Source organism: Micromonospora sp. DT231 (genome assembly GCF_049847025.1).
Taxonomy (GTDB): domain Bacteria; phylum Actinomycetota; class Actinomycetes; order Mycobacteriales; family Micromonosporaceae; genus Micromonospora.
Window position 1 is genome coordinate 172,095 of sequence record NZ_JBNCNO010000002.1, and the last position, 20,855, is coordinate 192,949.

Genomic DNA, 20,855 nt, shown 5'->3' on the forward strand with positions numbered 1-20,855 from the left:
GTCCTGTCCCGACGCGGAGAGATCTGGGTACGGAAACGCCGCCGCCGGCCGAACAGGTCGTCCGGCCGGCGGCGGCGTCGTGTGGAGCTGGGGGTCAGTCCCGGTTGGGCGGTACGCCGGGCAGCAGTCCGCCGCCACCACCACCTGGTCCACCGGGCCCGCCCGGCCCACCTGGCCCGCCGGGATTACCACCCGGGTTGCCGCCGGGGTTACCACCCGGGTTGCCGCCGGGGACCGTGCAGAACGGGTCGGTCAGCGGGTCGCAGGGAACACCCGGTTGACCCGGGAGACCGGGCAGACCCGGGAGGGTCGGCGGCGGCTCCTTGCCGTTGCCCTTCGTGACGTCACCCTCGCCGGTGACGTTGGGCAGGGGGATCTCCTCCAGGCCCTTGAGCGCGGTGTTCATGTACTTCTCCCAGATCGGGCCGGGGAGCGTCGAACCACCGATGTCCTTGCCGCTGGCGAGCCGGATCTCCGGATGCTTCGGGTCGCGGCTGCCCACCCACACCGCTGTGGCGTTCTGCGGGGTGTAGCCCACCGTCCAGGCGTGCGAGTTGTCGTCCTTGTCGTACTCCCAGGTGCCGGTCTTGGCGGCGGCCTGGCGGCCGTTCTCCAGGGAGATGCTGTTGACGCGCGGGATCTGCTTCAGGACACCTGTCACCTCGTCGGTGACCTTCTTGGGGATCCGCTGATCCACCTTGATGCGCTCGCTGCCGACGACCTTCCACTTGCCGGTGTCCTTGTCCTGCTGCTCCACCTTGATGACGAAGTGAGCCTTGATGTACTTGCCGTCGTTGGCGAAGGTGGCCAAAGCGTTGGCGTGGTCGAACACGGTGATCGGGTACTTGCCGAAACCGGTGTACTGGTCGAACGGGTTCGGCCCCTTCTTCGACAGGTCGAAGGCCTGCGGCGGGTCGACGCCCCACATGGTGGTCACGCCGGCCTTCCGGGCCATGTCGACGACCTTGTCCGCACCGAGCGTGTCGGCGACCCAGTAGAAGGGCACGTTGTACGACTGGATCGTCGACTCTTCCAGGGTGCAGTACTTGCCGCACTTGAGGTTGGTACGGCCGGCGTTGCCGATCGTGTCCCTGGACTCCTTGGGCTTGTACGGCGTCGGGTCCCAGTGCGACTTGACCGAGATGCCCGCCTCGATGGCGGCGGCCAGGGTGTACACCTTCATCGACGAGCCCGGCTGGTGGCCACCCGTCAGGTCGCCGTTCTTGTCGGTGTTCTTGCCGGCGTAGTCGAAGTCGGCGCCGCTGTCACCGCCGTAGTAGGCGAGCACGCGACCCTTCGACGGGTCGATCGACACCACCGCGGCCATCAGGTTCTTCGGCTGGTCGTTGAGCTCGGAGCCCTTCTTGGACTGCATCGCCGTGTTCTCGGCGGCGGTCTGCAGCTTCGGGTCGATGGTGGTGGTGATCCGGTAGCCGTCGTCGCGCAGCGCGTCCACGCAGCTCCTCTTGCCCTCCGCGCCGTTGTCGGAGCAGAGGCCCATCGCGTCCATCTCTTCGCGGACGTAGTTGATGACGTTGCCCCGTGGGCTGTCGACACCGAACCCGTTCCCACCCTTCTTCGGCGGCAGCACCTTCGGGTACTCGGTCGGCGACGCGGGCTCCCCCGCGGCGTCGACCCAGCCTTCCTTCTTCATGCCGCCGATCACGTAGTCCCACCGCGACTTGGCATCCGGCAGGTTCTCCGCCGGGTCGAAGCCCTTGTGAGTGGCGCTCGGCCTCGGCTGTTTGATGACCGCCGCGAGCACCGCGCCCTCGCCCACGGTCAGGTCCTTCGCCGCCTTGCCGAAGTAGGTCTGTGCCGCGGCCTCGATGCCGTAGGCACCGCGTCCGAAGTAGATGACGTTGAGGTAGTGCTGCATGATCTCCGGCTTGTCGTACTGCTCGCTCAGCTTGGAGGCGAGGATGGCCTCCTTCACCTTCCGGCCGTACGAGTCGTCCTGGAGATTCTCGAACGCGTTGCGGGCGTACTGCTGGGTGATGGTCGAGGCGCCCTGCTTGTCGCCACCGGAGATGTTGTTCCATCCGGCCCGGACGATGCCCTTGTAGTCGACGCCGGAGTGCCGGTAGAAGTTGCGGTCCTCGGCGGCCGCCACCGCGTGCTGCACGTGCACCGGGATCTGGTCGATGGTGACGAAGGTGCGGTTCTCGCTGCCCAGCTTGGCCAACTGCGTCTTGCCGTCCTTGGCGTAGACGGTGGTGGACAGCGGCAGCGGCAACTCGTTGGGCATGACCACGTTCGTCGAGTAGTAGGTGAACCCGACCACGCCGACACCGGCCAGCATGATGAAGATCGCGACCCCGGCGATCAGCAGGTTCATCCGCTTGCGCTTCTTCGACCGCGCCGCACCCGCGCCGCCCGCACCACGACCGCCCCGGCCCGGGCCGTTGGGTCCACCGGGACCGTTGGGGCCACCCGGCCCACCCGGCCCGCCGGAGACCGGGGAGACACTCGCTCGGGCGACCGCCGCCCGGCCACCCACCGACGCGGAGCCGACGCTGGCGCGCCCCGCCGAGGCGGATCCGACCGAGGCGGCACCGACCACCGCCCGACCCGCGGGCGCTCCGGGTGCCGGGGACACCGGCACCGAGGCCCGTCCGGCGCCGGCCCGTCCGGCGCCGGCCCGTCCGGCGCCAGCGCGGCCGGCGGCCGCTCCGGGTGCCGGGGACACCGGCACGGAGGCACGTCCCGGTCGGCCCGGGGCCGCCGAGCCCACCGAGGCGGATCCGGCGGCCGCGCCACCGCGCGGTGGCACCGAGGCCGATCCGCCGACCGTGGCCCGCCCACCGGCGGCCGGCGGCGTCACCGAGGCGCGACCCGGTGTTGCCGCTCCGCCCTCCGAGGCCGACCAGCCACCTCCGCGGGAGTCACCGCCGGGCCGGCGGTACGCGTCGTCCGCGCCCGCCCCGGAGTCGCCCGCCGGGCCCGGGTACTGGGCCCGTCCGCGCGCAGAACTGGGATCGCCGTACGAGTTCATTCCTCACACCCTGCCGGTCGCGGTGGGGCGCGACTGCGCCGCCACCGGGTTGCCGTGAGTTGCTTCACCCGGGACAGCGGCACGGGGGTGCCGCCTCGCCGAAGTCAATGCCGTATCAATCGGGCCAATCGGACTATCGAGCGATTGGCCGTCCCGGGTTCTGTCGATGGCCCCGGGGCCGGTCCAACCAGCTGCGATCACCGTTGCGCCTCTCGCCTCCGCCGACCTACACCGTCGACGGCCGCCACACTCTGCTCGCCGGTGCCGTCGCTGTCGCCGGTCAGACCGTCCCGGCCGAGCAGGTACTGCTCGACGAGATGGTTCCAGTCGCAGCCGAGGCACACCTCCACCACAAAGACCTGGAACTCACGCAGCGTCATCGCCAACACGGGCAACTCGGTAAGTGTCCGTGCCTGCCCGGCGGACTGCTTGAGCTCGTCGCCGTAAATGTAGTGGACGAGGGTCAGGTTTTCACTGCGGCAGATCGGGCAGCGCCGGTCGGTCGGCTCGCCGTGGAACCGGGCGGCGTTCTTCAGGTACGGCGACGCGTCGCAGACGTCGTACGTGCCGACCCGGCCGGCCAGGAGCTCACGCAGCACTGCTCGCTTCTGAAGCGAGTAGTCCACGACCTGGCGCTGCGTACGCATGCGGAGAAGGGTACGCGGTCCGGCCCGAGCAGGCGACCATGCTCACGATCCGTGACGAGGACGTCTCGGATCGGGGGTTTGCCCTGGCCGGCGCGACCCGCTAACGTGCGATGTATCGGTCCGATACATCGCGGCGGTTACCGCTCCACGCCGGAGGGGAAAGAGAGGGTGGCCAGTGCTCGAGTTCGCCATCCTCGGCCTCCTGCAGGAGTCTCCGATGCATGGCTACGAGCTGCGCAAGGAGCTGACCGCCAAACTCGGCGCGATCCGGGCGGCGATCAGCTACGGCTCGCTCTACCCGACCCTACGCAGGCTCCAGGCGGCGGGTTGGATCACCGAAGCTGCTGAGACACCCGCCACTGCCGAGGAGGTTCCCGCGCTGACCAGCCGACGAGGTCGGGTGGTCTACAAAATCACCGCGGACGGCAAGGAACGCTTCGCCCAGCTGATCGCACAGGCCGGGCCCGAGACGTACGACGACACGGGCTTCGGGGTGCACTTCGCGTTCTTCGCCCGTACCGACCAGGCGACCCGACTGCGCATTCTGGAGGGTCGCCGCCGCAAGATCGAGGAGCGTCGCGAAGGGCTTCGCGACGTGCTGGGCCGGGCAGCCGAGCGCCTCGACGCTTACACCTTGGAACTACAGCGCCACGGCCTTGACGCCTGTGAGCGCGAGGTCCGCTGGCTGGAGGAGCTCATCGCCAACGAGCGCTCCGGCCGAGCCCCGACGGTCCCGGACATCGGGACGGCCGGCGGCCGACGAGAAGACAACAGCCCGCCTCCGCCTGGAGAGACCAGGAATGAGCGGCCGTGACAGAAAAGAAGGAGGCAGACGCTATGGGCTCCGTCCGCGTCGCCATCGTCGGTGTGGGTAACTGCGCCTCGTCCCTGGTTCAGGGCGTCGAGTACTACCGGAACGCCAACCCGAACGACCGCGTCCCGGGTCTCATGCACGTCGCCTTCGGCGACTACCACGTCAACACCGTGGAGTTCGTCGCGGCGTTCGACGTGGACGCCAAGAAGGTGGGCATGGACCTCGCGGAGGCGATCGTCGCCAGCGAGAACAACACCATCAAGCTCTGCGACGTGCCGCCGACCGGCGTCAGCGTGCAGCGCGGTCCGACCTTCGACGGTCTGGGCCAGTACTACCGCGAGATCGTCGAGGAGTCCGACGCCACCCCGGTCGACGTGGCGCAGGCGCTGCGCGACGCGCAGGTCGACGTCGTCGTCTGCTACCTCCCGGTGGGCTCCGAGCAGGCCGCCAAGTTCTACGCCCAGGCCGCGATCGACGCCGGCTGCGCGTTCGTCAACGCCCTGCCGGTCTTCATCGCCTCCGACCCGGAGTGGGCCCAGAAGTTCACCGACGCGGGCCTGCCGATCGTCGGCGACGACATCAAGAGCCAGGTCGGCGCCACCATCGTGCACCGCGCGCTGGCGAAGCTCTTCGAGGACCGCGGCGTCGAGCTGCTGCGCACGTACCAGCTCAACTTCGGCGGCAACATGGACTTCATGAACATGCTGGAGCGCAAGCGGCTGGTCTCGAAGAAGATCTCGAAGACCCAGTCGGTCACCTCGCAGATCCCGCACGAGATGAGCAAGAGCGACGTGCACATCGGCCCGTCGGACCACGTGCCGTGGCTGGACGACCGCAAGTGGGCGTACATCCGCCTGGAGGGCCGTTCGTTCGGTGACACCCCGCTGAATGCCGAGCTGAAGCTCGAGGTGTGGGACTCGCCGAACTCGGCCGGCGTCATCATCGACGCGGTCCGCGCCGCGAAGATCGCGCTGGACCGGAAGATCGGCGGCCCGATCCTGTCGGCCTCGTCGTACTTCATGAAGTCCCCGCCGGTGCAGTACGCCGACCACGACGCCCACCAGGCCGTCGAGGAGTTCATCGCCGGCGAGGTCGAGCGCTGACCCGCTGAGCGGCAAGCACGGCCGAGGGCCGGGTCCGTCGGGACCCGGCCCTCGCCGCGTCCAGCTCGACATCTCACGGGTACGCGACAGATTGGTGATCCCTGCCACCGACTTCGGGACAGCAGACGGCCGTCGCCTCGTCCGACACTTGGATCATGCAAGAGATGACAGGCACGCCAACACCCCGGGGCGGTCCGGCCCGACCGCCGCGACCCCGAATCGTCACCATCTCCTGCCTGCTGCTGGCGCTGGCCGCCGTCGCGGAGTTGGCGGTGCTGCCGCTCACCTACTGGCATCAGGCGTTCTTCGAAACCGCCGCCGAGTCCTTCGAACCCGAGAGCGGGGTGGCCTTCGCGGCCGTGGGCAGCGTCGCCGTACTGGGGGCCGACCTGTTGACCGCGGTGCTGGCGATCGGCCTCCTCGTGCTGAGCGCCGTCAACGCCGTCGGCGTGAACGGGGCACGGATCGCCTCCTGGGTGGCGGCACCCCTTTTCGCGTGCTGCGCCACTGTCGGCGTGGCCCGGTCACCGCGACCGCTCTCGTTCATGTACTCCGACGAGAACCTGGACCGGATCACCGCCCTGGCCCGGGACCGCATGCCGGAGTGGTTGGAACCCGTGCTGTTCATCCTGGGCGTGGGCGCGCCGTTGGCGGTGACCGTCGCGCTGGTGCTGCTGGCCCTGCCGTCGGCAAACGAATTCTTCCGGCGGTGGGGGGTCGACCCCGCCTACCCCGAGGTCAGCGTGCCGATGGTTTCCGAAGGTGAACCCATCGGCCGCCCGGACTCGCCATCCGGCAGAGAGTGACGCGCCGCCGGGGCCCGCTCAGGACCAGGCGTGGCGCAGCGCGACCCCGGCCTCCAGCTCCAACAGCTTGACCTTGCGAGTCAAGCCGCCGCCGAACCCGACGAGCTTTCCGCCCGCGCCGACGATGCGGTGGCACGGCACGAGCACCGGGATCGGGTTGCGGTTGCAGGCCACGCCCACCGCTCGTGCCGCCCCGGGATCGCCGAGCAGACGCGCCACCTCGCCGTAGGTGAGCGTCTCGCCGTACGGAATGCGGGTCATCTCCCGCCACACCGCCCGCTCGAACGCCGAGCCGCCCGGCTGCGACATCGGTACCGTGAACGCGGTCAGCTCGCCGGCGAAGTACGCCCGCAGCTCGGCGACGGCCTGCCGGGCGGTGTCGTCACCGGCTTCGTCGGTCGCCGACTCCACCCTGCCGAAGTGCGCCGCACGAACACCCTCGACCTCGGTGCCGACCGAGAACTCGCCGATCGGCGAGTCGAGCACAGTCCACCTCATCCCGACATTGTCCCGCGCGGTGAGGCAAAGTTTCCCCTCCGCCGGGCGTCTGAGCTACGGAGGTGGACGGTGGCAGAGATCGACGGGGAGTTCACCATGTTCGTTCGGGAGCGGGGCGGCGCTCTGCTGCGCGTCGCGTACGCGCTGGCCGGCAATCAGCACGCGGCCGAGGACCTGCTGCAGAACGCGCTGGCCAAGGCGTACGCCCGCTGGCCGCGGATCAGGGGTGACGCCGAGCCGTATGTGAAGCGCATCCTCTACCACGATCAGGTATCCGGCTGGCGTCGACGGGCACGGCGCGTGGAGGTGCCCGTGGCCGAGTTGCCGGAGCGGCCGGCGGACCGCGACGGCGGCCAGGAGGCCGACCTGCGGTTGCTGCTGCTGGGGGCGCTGCGGGCGCTGCCACCTCGGCAGCGGGCCGTGCTGACCCTGCGCTACCTGGAGGACCTGAGCGTCGAGCAGACCGCGACGCTGCTCGGCTGCCGTGCCGGCACGGTGGCCAGCCAGAGCGCCAAGGCACTGGCACGGCTCCGGCGCCTGGTGCCAGGGCTGGACGAGCTGACCAGCCGCTCGGAGGTGACGCGATGACCACGCGACTGGACGAGACGCTTCGCAGGGCCGTACGCGACCTCGCCGACGGTGCCGCGCCCGCTCCGGACCTCGCCGTCCGCGCGATCGGTCGGGGTCGCCGGCTGCGTCGGCGGCGGCGGCTGACCGCCGGCGCGGCCGCCCTGGTCGCGGTCGTCGGGGTGGCCGTGCCGTTCGTGCTGCTCCGGCCCCGCCCGGCCCCACTCCCCGCGACGCCACCGGCGACGCCGCCCGCGACCGCCGGCCCGTCGCCGTCGGTACGGCCCACCCCCGGTGCGAACTGGACCGTTGCGCCCCTGGTCCTGCCCGGCGACTGGGTGGTGACCCGGGCACAGCTCACCGGTGGGTCGGGCAACGGCTTTCTGCTGGACCGGAGCCAGGGCCGGGGCCGCTACGTGGCCACCAACCGCTACGACGGTATCTATCCCGCGCCGACCGGTTCGCTGGTCGCCGTCGTCGAGGAGGACCGTCCACGCGAGGTCGGTCTGATCGACCTGGCCACCCGTAAGACCCGCTGGCACCAGGTCGGCCGCGCCCTGACCCGCCCGGCCTGGTCACCGGACGGTCGGCGTCTGCTGTTCACCACCGACCAGAGGGATCACTTCGGCTTCGTCGTCGTCGAGCGGGACGGCACGAAGCGCACCTACCCGGTGTCCCGGCAGCGCTACTTCTGCACCGACCACTGCTTCTTCGTCTGGACGCGGGACGGCCGGGAGGTGGCACTGCAGCAGACCGCGCAGGGCAAGGCCCGGTCCGAGTCGGTCCGCCACCCCCGCAGCGGCGTGCAGATGTTCTCCGCCGAGAACGGCCTACCGACCCGGTTCGAGCCGCTCCCCGGTGACCCGGCCGGGCCGTGGGCCTGGTCGCCGGACGGCACCCTGGCGGTCGTCCAGGGCCAGCAGGAGCCGCTGCTGGTGGAGACGTCCACCGGGCGGGTTGTCAACCCGCTGCCCACCGCCGACGTCACCTGGGTCGGCGACGACCGGCTGCTCTATCGGCCGCCGGACGAGTCGGGCGATTTCGTGCTCGCCGACCCGACGGGTCGTGAGCTGATCCGCCAGCCACTGCCCGACCAGTTGGCCGAGTTGGAGGTGAGCGTGGCGCCACGCTGAGCCGTTCGGCCGATCATGGACCTTTGCACGACGTCGATACCGTGCGGGTCGTGGCCACGGGAACGCTCATCTTTCTGATCATCGGCGGGGCGGGTGTCGGGGTTCTGGCGCTCGCCCTGCTCGGCAGCGAGTTGCTGCACTTCGGGCACGCCGACGTGGACGGGCCGATCTCCACCGAGACGGTCGCGGGGTTCGCCGGCGCGTTCGGGTTCGGCGGGGCGATCGTGAACGAGCTGCTCGGCGCGCGTACCCCCGCACTGATCGCGGGCGCGGCGGCCGGCGGCCTGCTCGCGGCCGTGCCCACCGCGTGGTTGGCGTCTCGACTGAGCCGGGCGGCGCGGAACATGCGCACCGATCCCACCCCCACCCGTGACGACCTGGTCGGCGCGCTCGGCCTGGTCGTCACCCCGGTGCCAGCCAACGGGTACGGCGAGGTCCGCGTTCGCCTCGCCGGCCAACCGGTGAAGCTCAGCGCCCGCGCGGACCAGCCGATCCCGCTCGGCGCCCAGGTCTTCGTCGTGCAGGCGTTGAGCGAGACAAGCGTGCACGTCGAGACCTACTGATCCACTCCTCGTAGACGGGACTCCTGATATGGCCCTGCTCATCGCCATCGGTGGCGCGGTTGTCCTCGCGCTCATCCTGGTGCTCTTCGTGCTCTCCCGGATCAAGGTGGCCGGGCCGAACGAGGCGTTCATCGTCACCGGCCGCAAGGGCCGCACCACGCAGACCGCCGACGGCGGCCGGTCGACCGACAACTCCGGGCAGAAGGTCGTGCTGGGCGCCTCGGTCTTCGTGCTGCCGGTGGTGCAGAAGCTCCAGTCGCTCGACCTGTCCAGCCGACGCATCGACGTCGGCATCCGGGGCGCGGTCAGCAAGCAGGGCATCCGCGCCGATCTGCACGGTGTGGCGATCGTCAAGGTCGGCGGCACCGAGGACGCGATCCGGGCCGCCGCCCAGCGGTTCCTGCACCAGCAGGACGAGATCGACAACTTCACCCGGGAGGTCCTGGCCGGCGCGCTGCGGTCGATCGTCGGCCGCCTCACGGTCGAGGAGGTCATCCGGGACCGGGCGGCGTTCGCCAACGCGGTCGCCGAGGAGGCCGAGCACTCGATGACCAACCAGGGTCTGGTGCTGGACACCTTCCAGCTTCAGGACATCCTGGCCGAGGGCTCCTACCTGCAGGACCTGGGCCGGCCCGAGGCCGCCCGGGTGCTCAAGGACGCGGCCATCGCCGAGGCGCGCGCCCGGCAGCAGGCGGAGCAGGAACGCCTGCTCGCCGAGGAGGCCATCGCGGAGGCCAACCGGAACCTGTCCCTGAAGCAGGCCGGCATCCAGGCCGAGATCGACGCGGCGAAGGCGAAGTCCGCGGCCGCCGGGCCGCTCGCCCAGGCGGAGCGGGACCAGGCGATCCTCTCCGAGCAGCAGAAGGTCGCCGAGCGCAACGCCGAACTCAAGCAGCGCCAACTGGACACCGAGGTACGCAAGCCCGCCGACGCGGCCCGGTACAAGGTGGAGCAGGAGGCCGAGGCGTCCCGCGCCGCGGCGGTGCTGCACGCCGACGCGCAGCGGCAGTCCGTGATCGCCGCCGCGCAGGCCTCCGCCGAGCAGGCGCGGCTCACCGGTGAGGGCGAGCGGGCCCGACGTGCCGCGCTCGCCGAGGCGAACGCGATCGAGGGCGCCAAGGAGGGTGAGGCCGAGCAGCGCCGCCGTTCGGCGATCGCCGAGGCGGTGGAGCGGGAGGGTCAGGCCGAGGCCGCGGCCATCCTCGCCCGGGGTGAGGCCGAGGCGGACGCGATGGCGCGCAAGGCCGAGGCGTTCGCCGCGTACGGGGAGGCGGCGGTGTTGGACCTGCTGGTCAAGGTGCTGCCGCAGGTGGTGGAGGCGGCCAGCGCGCCGATCGGGGCGATCGACAAGATGACCGTCATCTCGACCGACGGCGCGTCGTCGCTGACGAAGTCGGTGGCCGGCAACGTGGCCCAGGGGCTCCAACTCGGCAGTGACCTGACCGGCATCGACCTGGCCGGTCTGCTGGCTCGGCTCGGCTCGGCGTCGACGTCGACCAGCAACGGCACGTCGGCCGGCAAAGGCGCGTCCGTGGACGGAACGGCCGTCGAGACCCGCTGACCCGTCTCCTCCGACAACGGGTGCCGCCCCTCTCGTGGGCGGCACCCGTCACGTCGGTACGGGTCAGATCAGCGAACGCCCGTTGACGCCGGCCGAGCCCGTACCGGCAGTGGCCTCCTCGGCCGTCCTCGGTGGTGCCTTCGCCGCAGGGGAAGTCGGCTCGCGGAGCAGGTCGGCGGCGTACGCGCTGACCGCGGCTCCGAGGCGCGCCTTGAGCTCGACCTGGTGTTCCTGGAGGTGCAAGTCGTGCTCCGCACGCCGCATCCTCGCCTGATTGTCGATGCCGTCGCGCTCGGCGGCGTACGCGTCGGTGACTCTGCGTTCCTCGGTGTTCACCTGGTCGGCGAAGACCCGATGGGAACTCTCACTCTTGATCCGGTAGAGGTTGTCGTAGGTGCTGCTGCCGCCGAAGAACTTGATCACGACGGGCAGGCAGTCGATGGCGACGAAGAACAGCCGGACCGCCCAGGTGCCCACGAAGAGCGCGGAACTGCTTCCCGCCAGTACATGCAGGGCATCCATCCGCTCAAGGAACCCGATGGGCCCCTGATGACTGCGTTCCTCTTCGAGCCGGGCCTCGACGAGACCGTTTCGTGCCTGTTCGAAGGTGAGCACCGCGCTACCGAGTCCGCGTTCCAACTCCGCGATCCGGCCGCGCAATTCGCTGAGTTTCTGCCCCTGTTCGGCAATGGGGTGGGTGCGGGCGAACTCGTTCGCGTCCGCGGTGCGTTGCCTGCAACGTGGTCCGTCGCCGGGCCGCCCGGTGAAACCGGTGCCGCGACCGCCGGCACACTCTTTGGCCGCGTTGTCACGGAGGCGGTTGAGCTGCGCCCCATCCCGATTGATGATGTCCTGGAGGCTTGCTGCCTCGGCCCGGGTACCGGCGAGTTCCCGGCTCATCGATGCCGGTGTCGTCTGGAACGACAAGGTGTACTCCCGGCACTCCGGTGTGATCGTGGTGTTCGCGGCGGTGGCGCTCTGCTCACCGTTGCAGGCCATGAGACGGGTCCGCAGCGTGTCGATCTGCTTGCTGCGGTCGGCCTTGATGTGCTCCTCGACGGCCGTCTCGAAGATCCGCATGACGAGTGGCTCCGCGATGATGAATCCGAACATCAGGGCGACGCCCAGCCGCATCAGCAACGGGCCTATTCGCCTGGCGTTGCCGGCCATGCTGGTCACAAGCAGGCGGTCCAGGTTGAGGATGAACAGCGACCAGAGCAGCGCGGGGATCAGGTGCAGCGCCGACGTCCGCCCCATCGCCTGGTTGATCGCTATGTACATGGAAAATCCGGCGATCAACGACGTGCCAACTAGAACCCCACCGAGCGCGGTGTGTCGGGCCCGCTCGTGCCAGACCTTTCGCAGCAGCGCCTCGTCCACACCCGCCAGCGCCCGTAGGAGCCGGGACGGATCCCGGACCGAGCGCCGCGAACCCTCACCGGGCTGGTGACGCGGCGCTCGCATGTCCTCGTTAGTCAATGTCGGCCTCGTTCGGGATGAAGTCCGGCTCAGCGTCCTCACCCTGCTGAGAAACGCTCCGCCGACGGTGCGGCAGCTGCGCGGGCTCGTCGGCGGCCGGAACCGAACGAGGCTCCGCGGCGGCGCCAAGCCCGACCACCTCGTCCATCAGGCGCACCGGGTCTATCGACACCCGGTCGAAGAAGCCACGTTTGACCATCTCTTGGAGAGTCTCGTTGAGCTGCTGTCGGCGCAGCGCCTCCGCATCGTGCATCCGCTCGGCGACCTGGCCGACGTTGATCTCGTTGCGGCTGACGCCGAGCGCGTCGGCGTACGTGGGCCCGGCGGAGAGGAAGGACGCCACACGCTCGACGTCCTCGTTCTGCCACGCCACGTCCAGCCGGCCCAACTGCTGATCCCACTGTTTGTCCCGCAGTTTGCGCCCGTGGTCACGCAGATCAGCGGAGGGGTGTGCCATCACCGAGGTCAGCTCGATCGCCATTCCGGGGACCGACGGGGGCACCAGGGTGCAGTAGGCGGTTATTCGAGCGTCCACCAGCCGGCGGACGTCGTTTATGTCGTCGATCCGGTAGTCCAGGCCGAGGTTCTTCAGCTCGCGGTCCTGCCAGAGGTGGTTGGTGAGCACCGTGACGAGATCCGTCAACCCGGTCTCGGCGACCGCCTCCGGGGCAAGCACCTGGCAGCGGAACGTGGTGATTACTGTGAACTCGTCCGCCGCACTGATCGACGGAATTGGCAGTTGGCTGGTCAGGGTCGCGGTGCGTCGCTGCACCACGCTGACCGCAACGGCGTCGACCACAACCTCGTCGCCGTAGTCGATGTGCCGATCGCCATAGAGCCGCTGATGGCCGTCGACCTTGAACACATACACCGCGCCTGGGGGCAGCGGCGGCAGATCGGTGGCGTTCCTCCGCCGTCCGAGCAGGCGACGGGGCGCCGGCGGCAAGGTCTTCTCCAGGAGTACGGGGTATCCCATTCGTTTCCTTCTTTCGGATCTGCGCACAAGGAATCAGCCCAGGGCCGGACGAGCGCCCTTTCCGGCCAGCGCCGCCAGCAGGGCGGCGATGACCGGGCGAGAGATGGAGGGATCCACCGGCGACGACAATGCCCAGCTCAGTTCTCGTCGCAGGAGTACGCACTCGGCGCTCGTCAGCTCCCGGCACAGGACGTCACCGAGGGCGCCAACCGCGTTCTCGGTGTCGTTGTGCTTCGCGAGCGACTCCAGGGTGGCGCTGAGCGTGTCCATGGCGGTGGAGCGGTGCGGCAGGCTGCGGAGGACCTCCGCCCAGAGCACGCCCACCGGCTTGACCGCGCTCGGGCACAACCGTAGAAGGCGGGCCACCACCGGTTCCGAATGTTCCAGGTGTTCTGCGGAGAGCACTTCCAGAACTGTTTCGACGGCGTAACTCACCCACCGTGGGTCCGGTGCCTGCTCCAGCGTGCGCCGCAGACGCAGCACAAGGCGCTTGAGCAGTAGTGTCGCGGAGTCCAACTCGTCGGCGGCGGTGCAGAACAGCAGGCCCAGCGATCGGGCGGCGAGGAGTCGAATCGGCCGTCCACGGGTGGAGAGGTGCCACAGCCAGCGCTCGGCCTCCGTGGGGTAACGCATGCCGAGCGGCCCGCCCAGGGCCATCGCGGCTGTCACTGCCGGGCTCTGTCCGGCCCCGTCGGTCCAATCGAGGACCAGCCGTAGCGCGGCCGGCGCTAGGGCGTCTTCGCCGGCCATGAAGGACAACGCCGACACGGCGGTGAAACGTTCGGCGGCTCGGCCCCTGCTCCACTGTCCGAGCATGTCCCAAACCTCCGGGGCGGCATTGCGGTCGCGGGCCAGCAACGTCACCGCGAGGGCCAGTTGCAGCCGTACCTCGACGCTGCCACTGCCGGCCAGCTCGTTGATCCAGATTCGGAGTGGGCGCCAGAGCCGATAGTCACATTCGTAGAGCTCGCGCAGCACGTGCTCCCGCATGCCGTCGGCCACGAACACGACCCGCCGTTCCTCCCAGCCGACGTTGCCAACGGGATCGTCGCCGTATCGACGTGCCACCAGACCGCCGTCACGGTAGAGGGTCCGCCGTCCCTGCAAGGGCTCGGCTGTCGTGCCCGCCTCGACGAGAGTGGACCGACGGAGGTCTTCGGCGTGCTCGATCTCGCGCAGGCGAGCGTGCTTCTCCTCAAACGTGCGTTCGGGGAGCGCATGGGCAAACGCCAGGGCCCCCACCCACAGCAGGTCGTCCCACGACGATGTCGTGGCGAACCACTTCGACACCCGGATCTGTTCCGTGTGCTCGACCTCGGCCAGCGCGGCGCCGACACCTTGCGGCAGACGGTCCAGCAGACGGGCGACCTCCCCGGGAAGACGAAGCTCGGCGATCCTGGCGCTGACGAGATCGATCTCCGCCTCGGCGAGGGTGCCCGCACGCTCCAGATAGACCTGGAAGATGGACGAAGGATCTGGCGGGGACCACTGGACCGTGAAGCTTCCCAGGTCACGCCGGGCGGTGGCGCGCTGATCGGTCGTCACGACCAAGTGGGCGCCGGCTCTCTTCAGCCGGTCGGCGAGGCGCCCCGCGTCGAACGCCTGCACGACACCGTCACGTTTTTCGCCGAGCCAGTCGAGAACCACGTAGCCACGCCCGCTGACGAATTCGGACTCCACCAGTTGGGCAAGGGAGACCGCGGGTGAGAGCCCGTTGATGCGGCCGTCGGTGCCGATCCGGTCGCGCAACAGGGCGAAGGCAGAGGCTCGCCGCCCCGTGCCCTCGTCCCCTGTGAGGAAGACGAGGCCCTGTTCCCGCAGCAGGACAGCGGCGCGGACGTACCCGTCCGGCGGGGCGAAGTAGCGCAAAGCGTGGTCCACGTCGACGGCCGGGAGCCGCCCAACCGACGCGTGCCCCCCGCCGACCGCCCCGCCGGACACCCCGAATGTCGCGCTGGTGGCATGCACCTGCCCGTAGAACTGGTTGATGACCCGTGCGTCACGTCGCTGATCGCGCGCATCCGGCTCGTCCGGATCGGTGGTCGGCTCCGCCGCCGGCGCTGCCGGGGACATGGCCGGATCCGGTGTCGAAACGTCGGGCTCCGAAGACCCCGCCGGGGTCGACTCAGTCTGTGTGCCATTCGACTCAGTCACGGGTGCCACCGGAGAACCCGAAGGTCGCGTGGCTCGCGTCGACCGCGCCGTGGAATACGTTCATGACACCGGGCTCACGGCGAACCGGCCGTTCCTCGCCAGCGAACACGATGTCCCGTCCCGCCTGGTTGACGGTCGAGCCATTGGCGGCCAGCGCCTCCTGGCCCGAGTGCCCCACGTGCTCACCCAGGTCCAGGAGACGCATGTCGGTGCCGGGCACCCGCACCCAGGCGGTGGCCTGATACTCCTTCTCCGTGACCGTGACGGGGCGGAAATCCCGCTCGGTGAGAGTGGTGTGATCACCGAGTACGAGTGTCCGGAAGACGTCGTCGGAGAGGGCGACTGCCATGTTGGCCGCCGGCGCGGCGGTGAGGGCCCGGTGCAGGGGAGCCGAGTTGAGCAGCCGGCTGACCGTCACCACGCCCTGCCCGGCGAAGCCATTCGCGCTGGGATAGGCCACCCCATGGTGAAAGGCGATCCGCAACCGGAGGCGCTCGCCGTCGGCCCGCCGACGGTTGAGCCGAGCAAGCTCGGCGTCGACGTGGCGGACGAAATCGTCGACGACCCTGGGCTCGTTCCTGCCCGGGGGCACCAGAGCCAGCTCTCCGTCGCCGGAGGGCTGGGTGACCCACCTCGATCGGTCCACACCAGCGGCTTCCGCAGCACGAGCGAGTAGTCCGACGAGGAGCCCCTGTAGCTCCGCCTGCGCCCAGTCGTCCCTTGTTCCGTAACTCTCCGCGTCCACAGACACGCATAATCTGCGGTCAAAGGATCCAGCAGACATCAATTGACCGGCCTCTCCCTACAAACGACAACATCTCTACCCTGCGATGCGGTCGCGACGAGAATCCCGTATTAGTACGGGATCTGGTCTGTCATCTGGCTGACCTTGCGCAGACCCGGCAGATCCCTGATCACCAATTGCCGATGACCACGGCTGATCAGCCCCTGCTGATCGAGGCCGAGGAGTGTTTTCTCGGCCGTCGGAAGGGCCACTCCGGCCATCGACGCCAATTCGCCCTGCCGAAGGGGAAGCCCAACTCCAGGCCCAGAGGGCTCGGCGTGCCGTGCATCTCCGCCAACCAGACGAGGATTCGGCCGACTCGGGTCGGCGCATCGTAGGCGCGGAGATCGATACTTTGTCGGTTCGCCCAGTGAAGCCTCCGGCTGAATGTACGGTGTATCTCCGCGTCGATCTCCGGGTGCAGCTTGTCGATCCGGTGCAGTTCGGTCGGCTCGATTCGTCGTCCGGCCACCGCGCCGCAGGCGACCACCCCTCGCCGAACGTGGATCTCCGTCCACTGCGGCCATCTCGCCGGCGATCTCCCCGCCCACCCGCACGGCGAGCAGCGCCTCGTAGCCGCCCTCGGTGAGCGCGACGACCTTGACCGAGCCGTTCAGCAGCACCAGCACGTGTCGGGACCGATCGCCCTGTCGGAACACCAATCGCCCACTCGCGATGTCGACCCGGGTGCCCGCTGCGCAGATCTCGGTGAGTGCTTGACCGTGTAGACGGCCGAGCATGGTCTGTCGGGGCCAGTCCGTCTGCGGGCTGTCGTCACTCATCTGTCCGGTGCCGTGGACCTGGAGGGTAGACAACGTCGCGGCCCGCCTGAATCGTCGTCCCGCCCCGATCTGCGGTGGCGTGCTGAATGGTGCGCCGGCTGTCCTGTGTCACGGACGGCTGGACCTCCGCCAGCAACGTGGTTAGTCGGTTACGCAGCTCCACGTCCGCCAGCAGGCGATCCTCAAGATCGCCCTGAAGCAGATCGCGCCGGGGCCGCGCCCAAGGGACGTCCGCGACGATCTCGGCCCGGACATCGTCGATGCGGGACAGCATCATGTCGCTTGGAGTGAACATTTCGGCGAGGCGGGACCTGACCAAATGCCAGGAATCGCTGGCCATTGCGCTAATCAGTGCCGCAGCACCTAGCTGGGCGATCTCCGAGACGTCCATTGTGCCCCCATAGAGGTGACCGACAGGCCGGACACCACGGTAGGCCAGGCTGGAGACTCGTAACAACAGACAGCAACGACATTCTTCGGTGCTGTAAAAAGAGCGACAGATAGATCAGAACGACGGTTCCGAAGTTATTTGGGGTGCGTTTTGCACCCCGTTAGCCCGCAGCCGCCGGGCGGAACGGACGTTAGGTGATCAGGCCCTCGGCGCGGGCCCAGCGCAGCAGCTCCGCCTCGGCGGCGTCGCGGTCCAGCGGGCCGTGCTCCAGGCGCTGCTCCTTGAGGTGCTTCCAGGCCCGGCCGACGACCGGCCCCGGAGGTACGCCGAGCAGCTCCATGATCGCGTTGCCGTCCAGGTCGGGGCGGACCCGGGCCAGATCCTCCTCGGCCTCGATCCGGGCGATCCGCTCCTCCAGCGCGTCGTAGTCGGCCGCGAGTTGGGCGGCCTTGCGCCGGTTACGGGTCGTGCAGTCCGAGCGGGTCAGCTTGTGCAGCCGGGGCAGCAGGTCACCGGCATCGGCGACGTAGCGACGCACCGCCGAGTCGGTCCACTCGCCCCGCCCGTACCCGTAGAAACGCAGGTGCAGCGCGACAAGCGCGGTCACCTTCGCGGTGACGTCCTTGGGGTAACGCATCGCCTTCATCCGGGCCTTGGTCAGCCGAGCGCCGACCACCTCGTGGTGGTGGAAGCTGACCCGACCATCGGACCCGACCGCCTTGGTCGCCGGCTTGCCCGCGTCGTGCAGGAGGGCGGCCATCCGCAGGATGAAGTCACAGCCCTCCTCCTCGTAGGAGACCGCGTTCTCGACGACCGTCAGGGTGTGCTCGTAGACGTCCTTGTGCTGCGCGTGCTCGTCGATCTCCAGCTTCAGCCCGGTCAGCTCCGGCAGGAACCGCTCGGCCAGGCCGGTGTCGACGAGCAGCCGCAGCCCGGTGATCGGGTCCGCGCCGCAGAGCAGCTTGGTGAACTCGTCCCGGATCCGCTCGGCGGTGATCCGGTCCAGGTCGGCGGCCATCTCGGTCATGGCCCGGTGCACGTCCGGGTGCACGGCGAAGCGCAACTGGGCGGCGAACCGGGCGGCCCGCAGCATCCGCAACGGGTCGTCACCGAACGACTCACCCGGGGTGCTCGGAGTCCGGATCACCTTTGCCGAGATGTCGCCCAGGCCGCCGTGCGGGTCGGTGAACCGGTGCTCCGGCAGGCTGACCGCCATCGCGTTGATCGTGAAGTCGCGCCGCTTGAGGTCCTCGTCGAGGCTTGTGCCGTACACCACCACCGGGTTGCGGCTGACCTGGTCGTAGGACTCGGCACGAAAGGTGGTGATCTCCAGCCGGAGGCCGTCGCGCTGCGCGCCGATGGTGCCGAACTCGCGACCGGTCTCCCAGATCGACTCGGCCCAACCCTTGATGATCCGCAGCGTCTCGTCGGGGTGCGCGTCGGTGCAGAAGTCGAGGTCGTCACCGAGTCGGCCGAGCAGGGCATCCCGCACCGAACCGCCCACCAGGTGCAACTCGTGGCCGGCGCGGACGAACCGGCGGCCCAACTCGTCGGCGACCGGGGAGACCCGGAGCAGTTCGGCGACGGCGTTGCGCTGCGCGGCGGTGAGTTCGCGGCGGTCGGCGGCGTGGGGAGCGGAGGCTTCGGACATGGGATCGCCAGCCTATCGGGCCGGGGTGTGATCCGATCCGCCGGGCGTGGGTAACGGGTGGGGGTTGACTATGGTCTGTGGCGTGCGGGTCGGTGTCCGGCTCGACGTACCCCTGGGAGGCTGGAGATGAGCGGCGGGCTCTACCGCAGCGCCAACGCCACGCCGGACGGTAACGTGCCGCCGGCGGACGGGGCGGTCTTCATCTCCGCGGAGCCGCTGAACCAGCCCGGGGTGGAGGCCACGGCGCCTCCGCCCGAGGTCGTCGGCGAGACCAGCGCCGCCGCGAACAGCGCCGTCATGGCGATCGGCAGCCTGGTCAGCCGGGGCACCGGCTTCATCCGGAACCTGATGATCGGTGCCGCCCTCGGCAACCTGATCGGCAACGCCTACACGACCGCCATCTTCCTCCCCAACCAGGTGTACGAGTTCCTGCTCGGCGGCGTGCTGACAAGTGTGCTGATCCCGGTGCTGGTCCGTCGGCGCAAGAGCGACGCGGACCGGGGCGAGGCGTACGCCCAGCGGCTGCTCTCCCTCGCGGTGCTGGCACTGGCCGTGGCGGCCCTGATCGCCGTGGCATCGGCGTCCTGGCTGACCGCCATCTACGCCAGCGGCAAGGACGAGGCCTACACCGAACTGATCACACGCCTGTCGTGGCTGGTGCTGCCGATGCTGTTCTTCACCGGCGTCAGCGCGTTGATCGCCGCGGTGCTGAACACGCGGGGTCACTTCGCCGCGCCGATGTGGGCGCCCATCCTCAACAACCTGGTGGTGATCGGCGTCTTCGGTCTCTACATCCTGGTCTACGGGGCGAAGGGGCTGCAGCCGTCGGACATGGGCCTCGGCCGGATCCTGCTTGTCGGCGGCGGCACCCTGCTGGGTGTGGCGGTGCAGACCGCCGGCCTGCTGCCGGCGTTGCGCAAGGTCGGCTTCCGCTGGAAGTGGCGGTTCGACTTCCGCGAGCTGGGGCTGCGTGAGCTGGCCAAGCTCGGCGCCTGGATGTTCTGCTACGTGGCGGTCAACCAGCTCGGCCTCTTCGTGGTGGTCAACCTCCTCACCCGGGCCGCGGGCACGGACCAGGCCGGCATCCTGATCTACAACAACGTCTTCCTGCTGCTGATGATGGCGCACGGCATCATCGCCGTCTCGATCATCACCGCGCTGATGCCCCGGATGGCCGCCGCGGCGGCGGACGGCCGGTTCCACGACGTCACCGCCGACCTTTCCCGGGGTGTCCGGATGGTGACAGCGGTGCTCGCGCCGATCGCGGTCTGCTACGCCGTGCTGTCCACCCCGATCTCGGTCGTGGTCTTCCGGTACGGCGCGTTCACCGCCGAGAACGCGACGGCGACGTCCACCGTGCTGCTGACCGCCGCGCTCGCCCTGGTGCCGTTCGCGATCAGTCAGCTCTTCACCTTCGCCTTCTACGCGCTGCCGGACACCCGCACCCCGGCCCTGATCAACATCCCGGTGGTGGCGCTGCGGGTGGGCGTGCAGATCGTGCTCTTCGCCGCGTTCGCCGCGCACTTCGCGGCGGCCGGGATGATGATCGGCAACGCGGTCTCGTACGTGGCGGCGGCGGTCGCCTCCGCCTGGTTGCTGCGGCCCCGGGTCGGCCGGATCGGCCTGGGCGCCATCATGCGCACCCTCGGCCGGGTCGTGGTCGCCGCCCTCGGCGCGGCCCTGGTCGGATGGTTGGTGATCAGCCTGCTGCCCGGCGGCGACCGGCCGAGCTGGTTCGAGGCGGTGATCCAACTCGTCGTCGGTGGCGCGGTGATCGGCGGGAGCTACCTGGGTCTGGCCACGCTGCTGCGGATCGGCGAGATCACCGAGGTGGTCGGCATGGTCCGCCGCCGCCTCGGTCGCTGACCGCCAGCATCCGATCACAAAAAGTTTGCGCACACACGGAACGTGACCACGGATCACCAGGCTGGGGACACAGCTGTGGATAACT

At 69.5% G+C, this 20,855-nt stretch carries 18 protein-coding genes; 8 read left to right on the top strand and 10 right to left on the bottom strand.

What is annotated here, in order from left to right:
* Nucleotides 1-94: 94 nt before the first annotated feature.
* Entirely contained in the window at nucleotides 95-2,995 is a 2,901-nt protein-coding gene (locus tag ACPXBU_RS05600; protein WP_425756916.1) for a transglycosylase domain-containing protein, read from the bottom strand.
* Between the two features lie 197 nt (nucleotides 2,996-3,192).
* Nucleotides 3,193-3,642, bottom strand: coding sequence for a DUF5318 domain-containing protein (locus ACPXBU_RS05605; protein WP_393365013.1), 450 nt, complete (start codon nucleotides 3,640-3,642; stop codon nucleotides 3,193-3,195).
* Between the two features lie 175 nt (nucleotides 3,643-3,817).
* On the opposite strand from ACPXBU_RS05605, the gene ACPXBU_RS05610 reads away from it, so the two are divergent.
* From ACPXBU_RS05610 to ACPXBU_RS05620, 3 genes are all read left to right on the top strand, one after another.
* Nucleotides 3,818-4,456 carry a PadR family transcriptional regulator gene (locus ACPXBU_RS05610; protein WP_393365016.1) on the top strand — a complete coding sequence of 213 codons (639 nt, stop codon included), beginning with the start codon at nucleotides 3,818-3,820 and terminating at the stop codon, nucleotides 4,454-4,456.
* Nucleotides 4,457-4,479: 23 nt separating this feature from the next.
* The gene (locus tag ACPXBU_RS05615) at nucleotides 4,480-5,559 is read left to right on the top strand and encodes an inositol-3-phosphate synthase (RefSeq protein WP_393365019.1); all 1,080 of its coding nucleotides are present in this window, start codon (nucleotides 4,480-4,482) and stop codon (nucleotides 5,557-5,559) included.
* A gap of 164 nt (nucleotides 5,560-5,723) precedes the next feature.
* Nucleotides 5,724-6,365, top strand: coding sequence for a hypothetical protein (locus ACPXBU_RS05620; protein ID WP_425756919.1), 642 nt, complete (start codon nucleotides 5,724-5,726; stop codon nucleotides 6,363-6,365).
* Nucleotides 6,366-6,383: 18 nt separating this feature from the next.
* Here the strand turns inward: ACPXBU_RS05620 and ACPXBU_RS05625 are convergent, their stop codons facing one another.
* Nucleotides 6,384-6,863 carry a methylated-DNA--[protein]-cysteine S-methyltransferase gene (locus ACPXBU_RS05625; RefSeq protein WP_425756921.1) on the bottom strand — a complete coding sequence of 160 codons (480 nt, stop codon included), beginning with the start codon at nucleotides 6,861-6,863 and terminating at the stop codon, nucleotides 6,384-6,386.
* A gap of 69 nt (nucleotides 6,864-6,932) precedes the next feature.
* Between ACPXBU_RS05625 and ACPXBU_RS05630 the strand changes: the two genes are divergently transcribed.
* Genes ACPXBU_RS05630 through ACPXBU_RS05645 form a run of 4 tightly spaced genes read left to right on the top strand, consistent with a single transcriptional unit; the run spans nucleotide 6,933 to nucleotide 10,687 of the window.
* Nucleotides 6,933-7,451 carry a SigE family RNA polymerase sigma factor gene (locus tag ACPXBU_RS05630; protein ID WP_425756922.1) on the top strand — a complete coding sequence of 173 codons (519 nt, stop codon included), beginning with the start codon at nucleotides 6,933-6,935 and terminating at the stop codon, nucleotides 7,449-7,451.
* Nucleotides 7,448-8,563, top strand: a complete 1,116-nt coding sequence (locus ACPXBU_RS05635; protein ID WP_425756924.1) for a TolB family protein — start codon at nucleotides 7,448-7,450, stop codon at nucleotides 8,561-8,563. Before ACPXBU_RS05630 ends, ACPXBU_RS05635 begins: the two co-directional genes overlap by 4 nt.
* A gap of 41 nt (nucleotides 8,564-8,604) precedes the next feature.
* On the top strand, nucleotides 8,605-9,126 hold the full coding sequence (locus ACPXBU_RS05640) for a hypothetical protein (RefSeq protein WP_393367007.1): 522 nt from the start codon (nucleotides 8,605-8,607) through the stop codon (nucleotides 9,124-9,126).
* Nucleotides 9,127-9,154: 28 nt separating this feature from the next.
* On the top strand, nucleotides 9,155-10,687 hold the full coding sequence (locus ACPXBU_RS05645) for a flotillin family protein (protein WP_425756926.1): 1,533 nt from the start codon (nucleotides 9,155-9,157) through the stop codon (nucleotides 10,685-10,687).
* Between the two features lie 63 nt (nucleotides 10,688-10,750).
* Here ACPXBU_RS05645 and ACPXBU_RS05650 read toward each other — a convergent pair whose 3' ends face one another.
* From ACPXBU_RS05650 to ACPXBU_RS05680, 7 genes are all read right to left on the bottom strand, one after another.
* Entirely contained in the window at nucleotides 10,751-12,151 is a 1,401-nt protein-coding gene (locus tag ACPXBU_RS05650; protein ID WP_425756928.1) for a DUF4407 domain-containing protein, read from the bottom strand.
* A gap of 7 nt (nucleotides 12,152-12,158) precedes the next feature.
* A complete protein-coding gene (locus ACPXBU_RS05655; RefSeq protein ID WP_425756930.1) occupies nucleotides 12,159-13,142 on the bottom strand; it encodes a hypothetical protein in 984 nt (327 codons plus the stop codon).
* Between the two features lie 33 nt (nucleotides 13,143-13,175).
* Nucleotides 13,176-15,215, bottom strand: coding sequence for a hypothetical protein (locus ACPXBU_RS05660; RefSeq protein ID WP_425756932.1), 2,040 nt, complete (start codon nucleotides 15,213-15,215; stop codon nucleotides 13,176-13,178).
* A 73-nt stretch (nucleotides 15,216-15,288) separates the two neighbouring features.
* A complete protein-coding gene (locus ACPXBU_RS05665; RefSeq protein WP_425756934.1) occupies nucleotides 15,289-15,942 on the bottom strand; it encodes a hypothetical protein in 654 nt (217 codons plus the stop codon).
* Nucleotides 15,943-16,151: 209 nt separating this feature from the next.
* Nucleotides 16,152-16,862 (bottom strand): Crp/Fnr family transcriptional regulator, encoded by a 711-nt coding sequence (locus tag ACPXBU_RS05670; RefSeq protein ID WP_425756936.1) that lies wholly within the window; start codon nucleotides 16,860-16,862, stop codon nucleotides 16,152-16,154.
* Nucleotides 16,855-17,253, bottom strand: a complete 399-nt coding sequence (locus ACPXBU_RS05675) for a hypothetical protein (protein ID WP_425756938.1) — start codon at nucleotides 17,251-17,253, stop codon at nucleotides 16,855-16,857. Before ACPXBU_RS05675 ends, ACPXBU_RS05670 begins: the two co-directional genes overlap by 8 nt.
* A 190-nt stretch (nucleotides 17,254-17,443) precedes the next feature.
* Nucleotides 17,444-18,904 (bottom strand): CCA tRNA nucleotidyltransferase, encoded by a 1,461-nt coding sequence (locus ACPXBU_RS05680; protein WP_393365034.1) that lies wholly within the window; start codon nucleotides 18,902-18,904, stop codon nucleotides 17,444-17,446.
* Between the two features lie 126 nt (nucleotides 18,905-19,030).
* Here ACPXBU_RS05680 and murJ point away from each other — a divergent pair, with 126 nt between their 5' ends.
* A complete protein-coding gene (gene murJ / locus ACPXBU_RS05685) occupies nucleotides 19,031-20,770 on the top strand; it encodes a murein biosynthesis integral membrane protein MurJ (RefSeq protein ID WP_425756940.1) in 1,740 nt (579 codons plus the stop codon).
* Nucleotides 20,771-20,855: the final 85 nt, after the last annotated feature.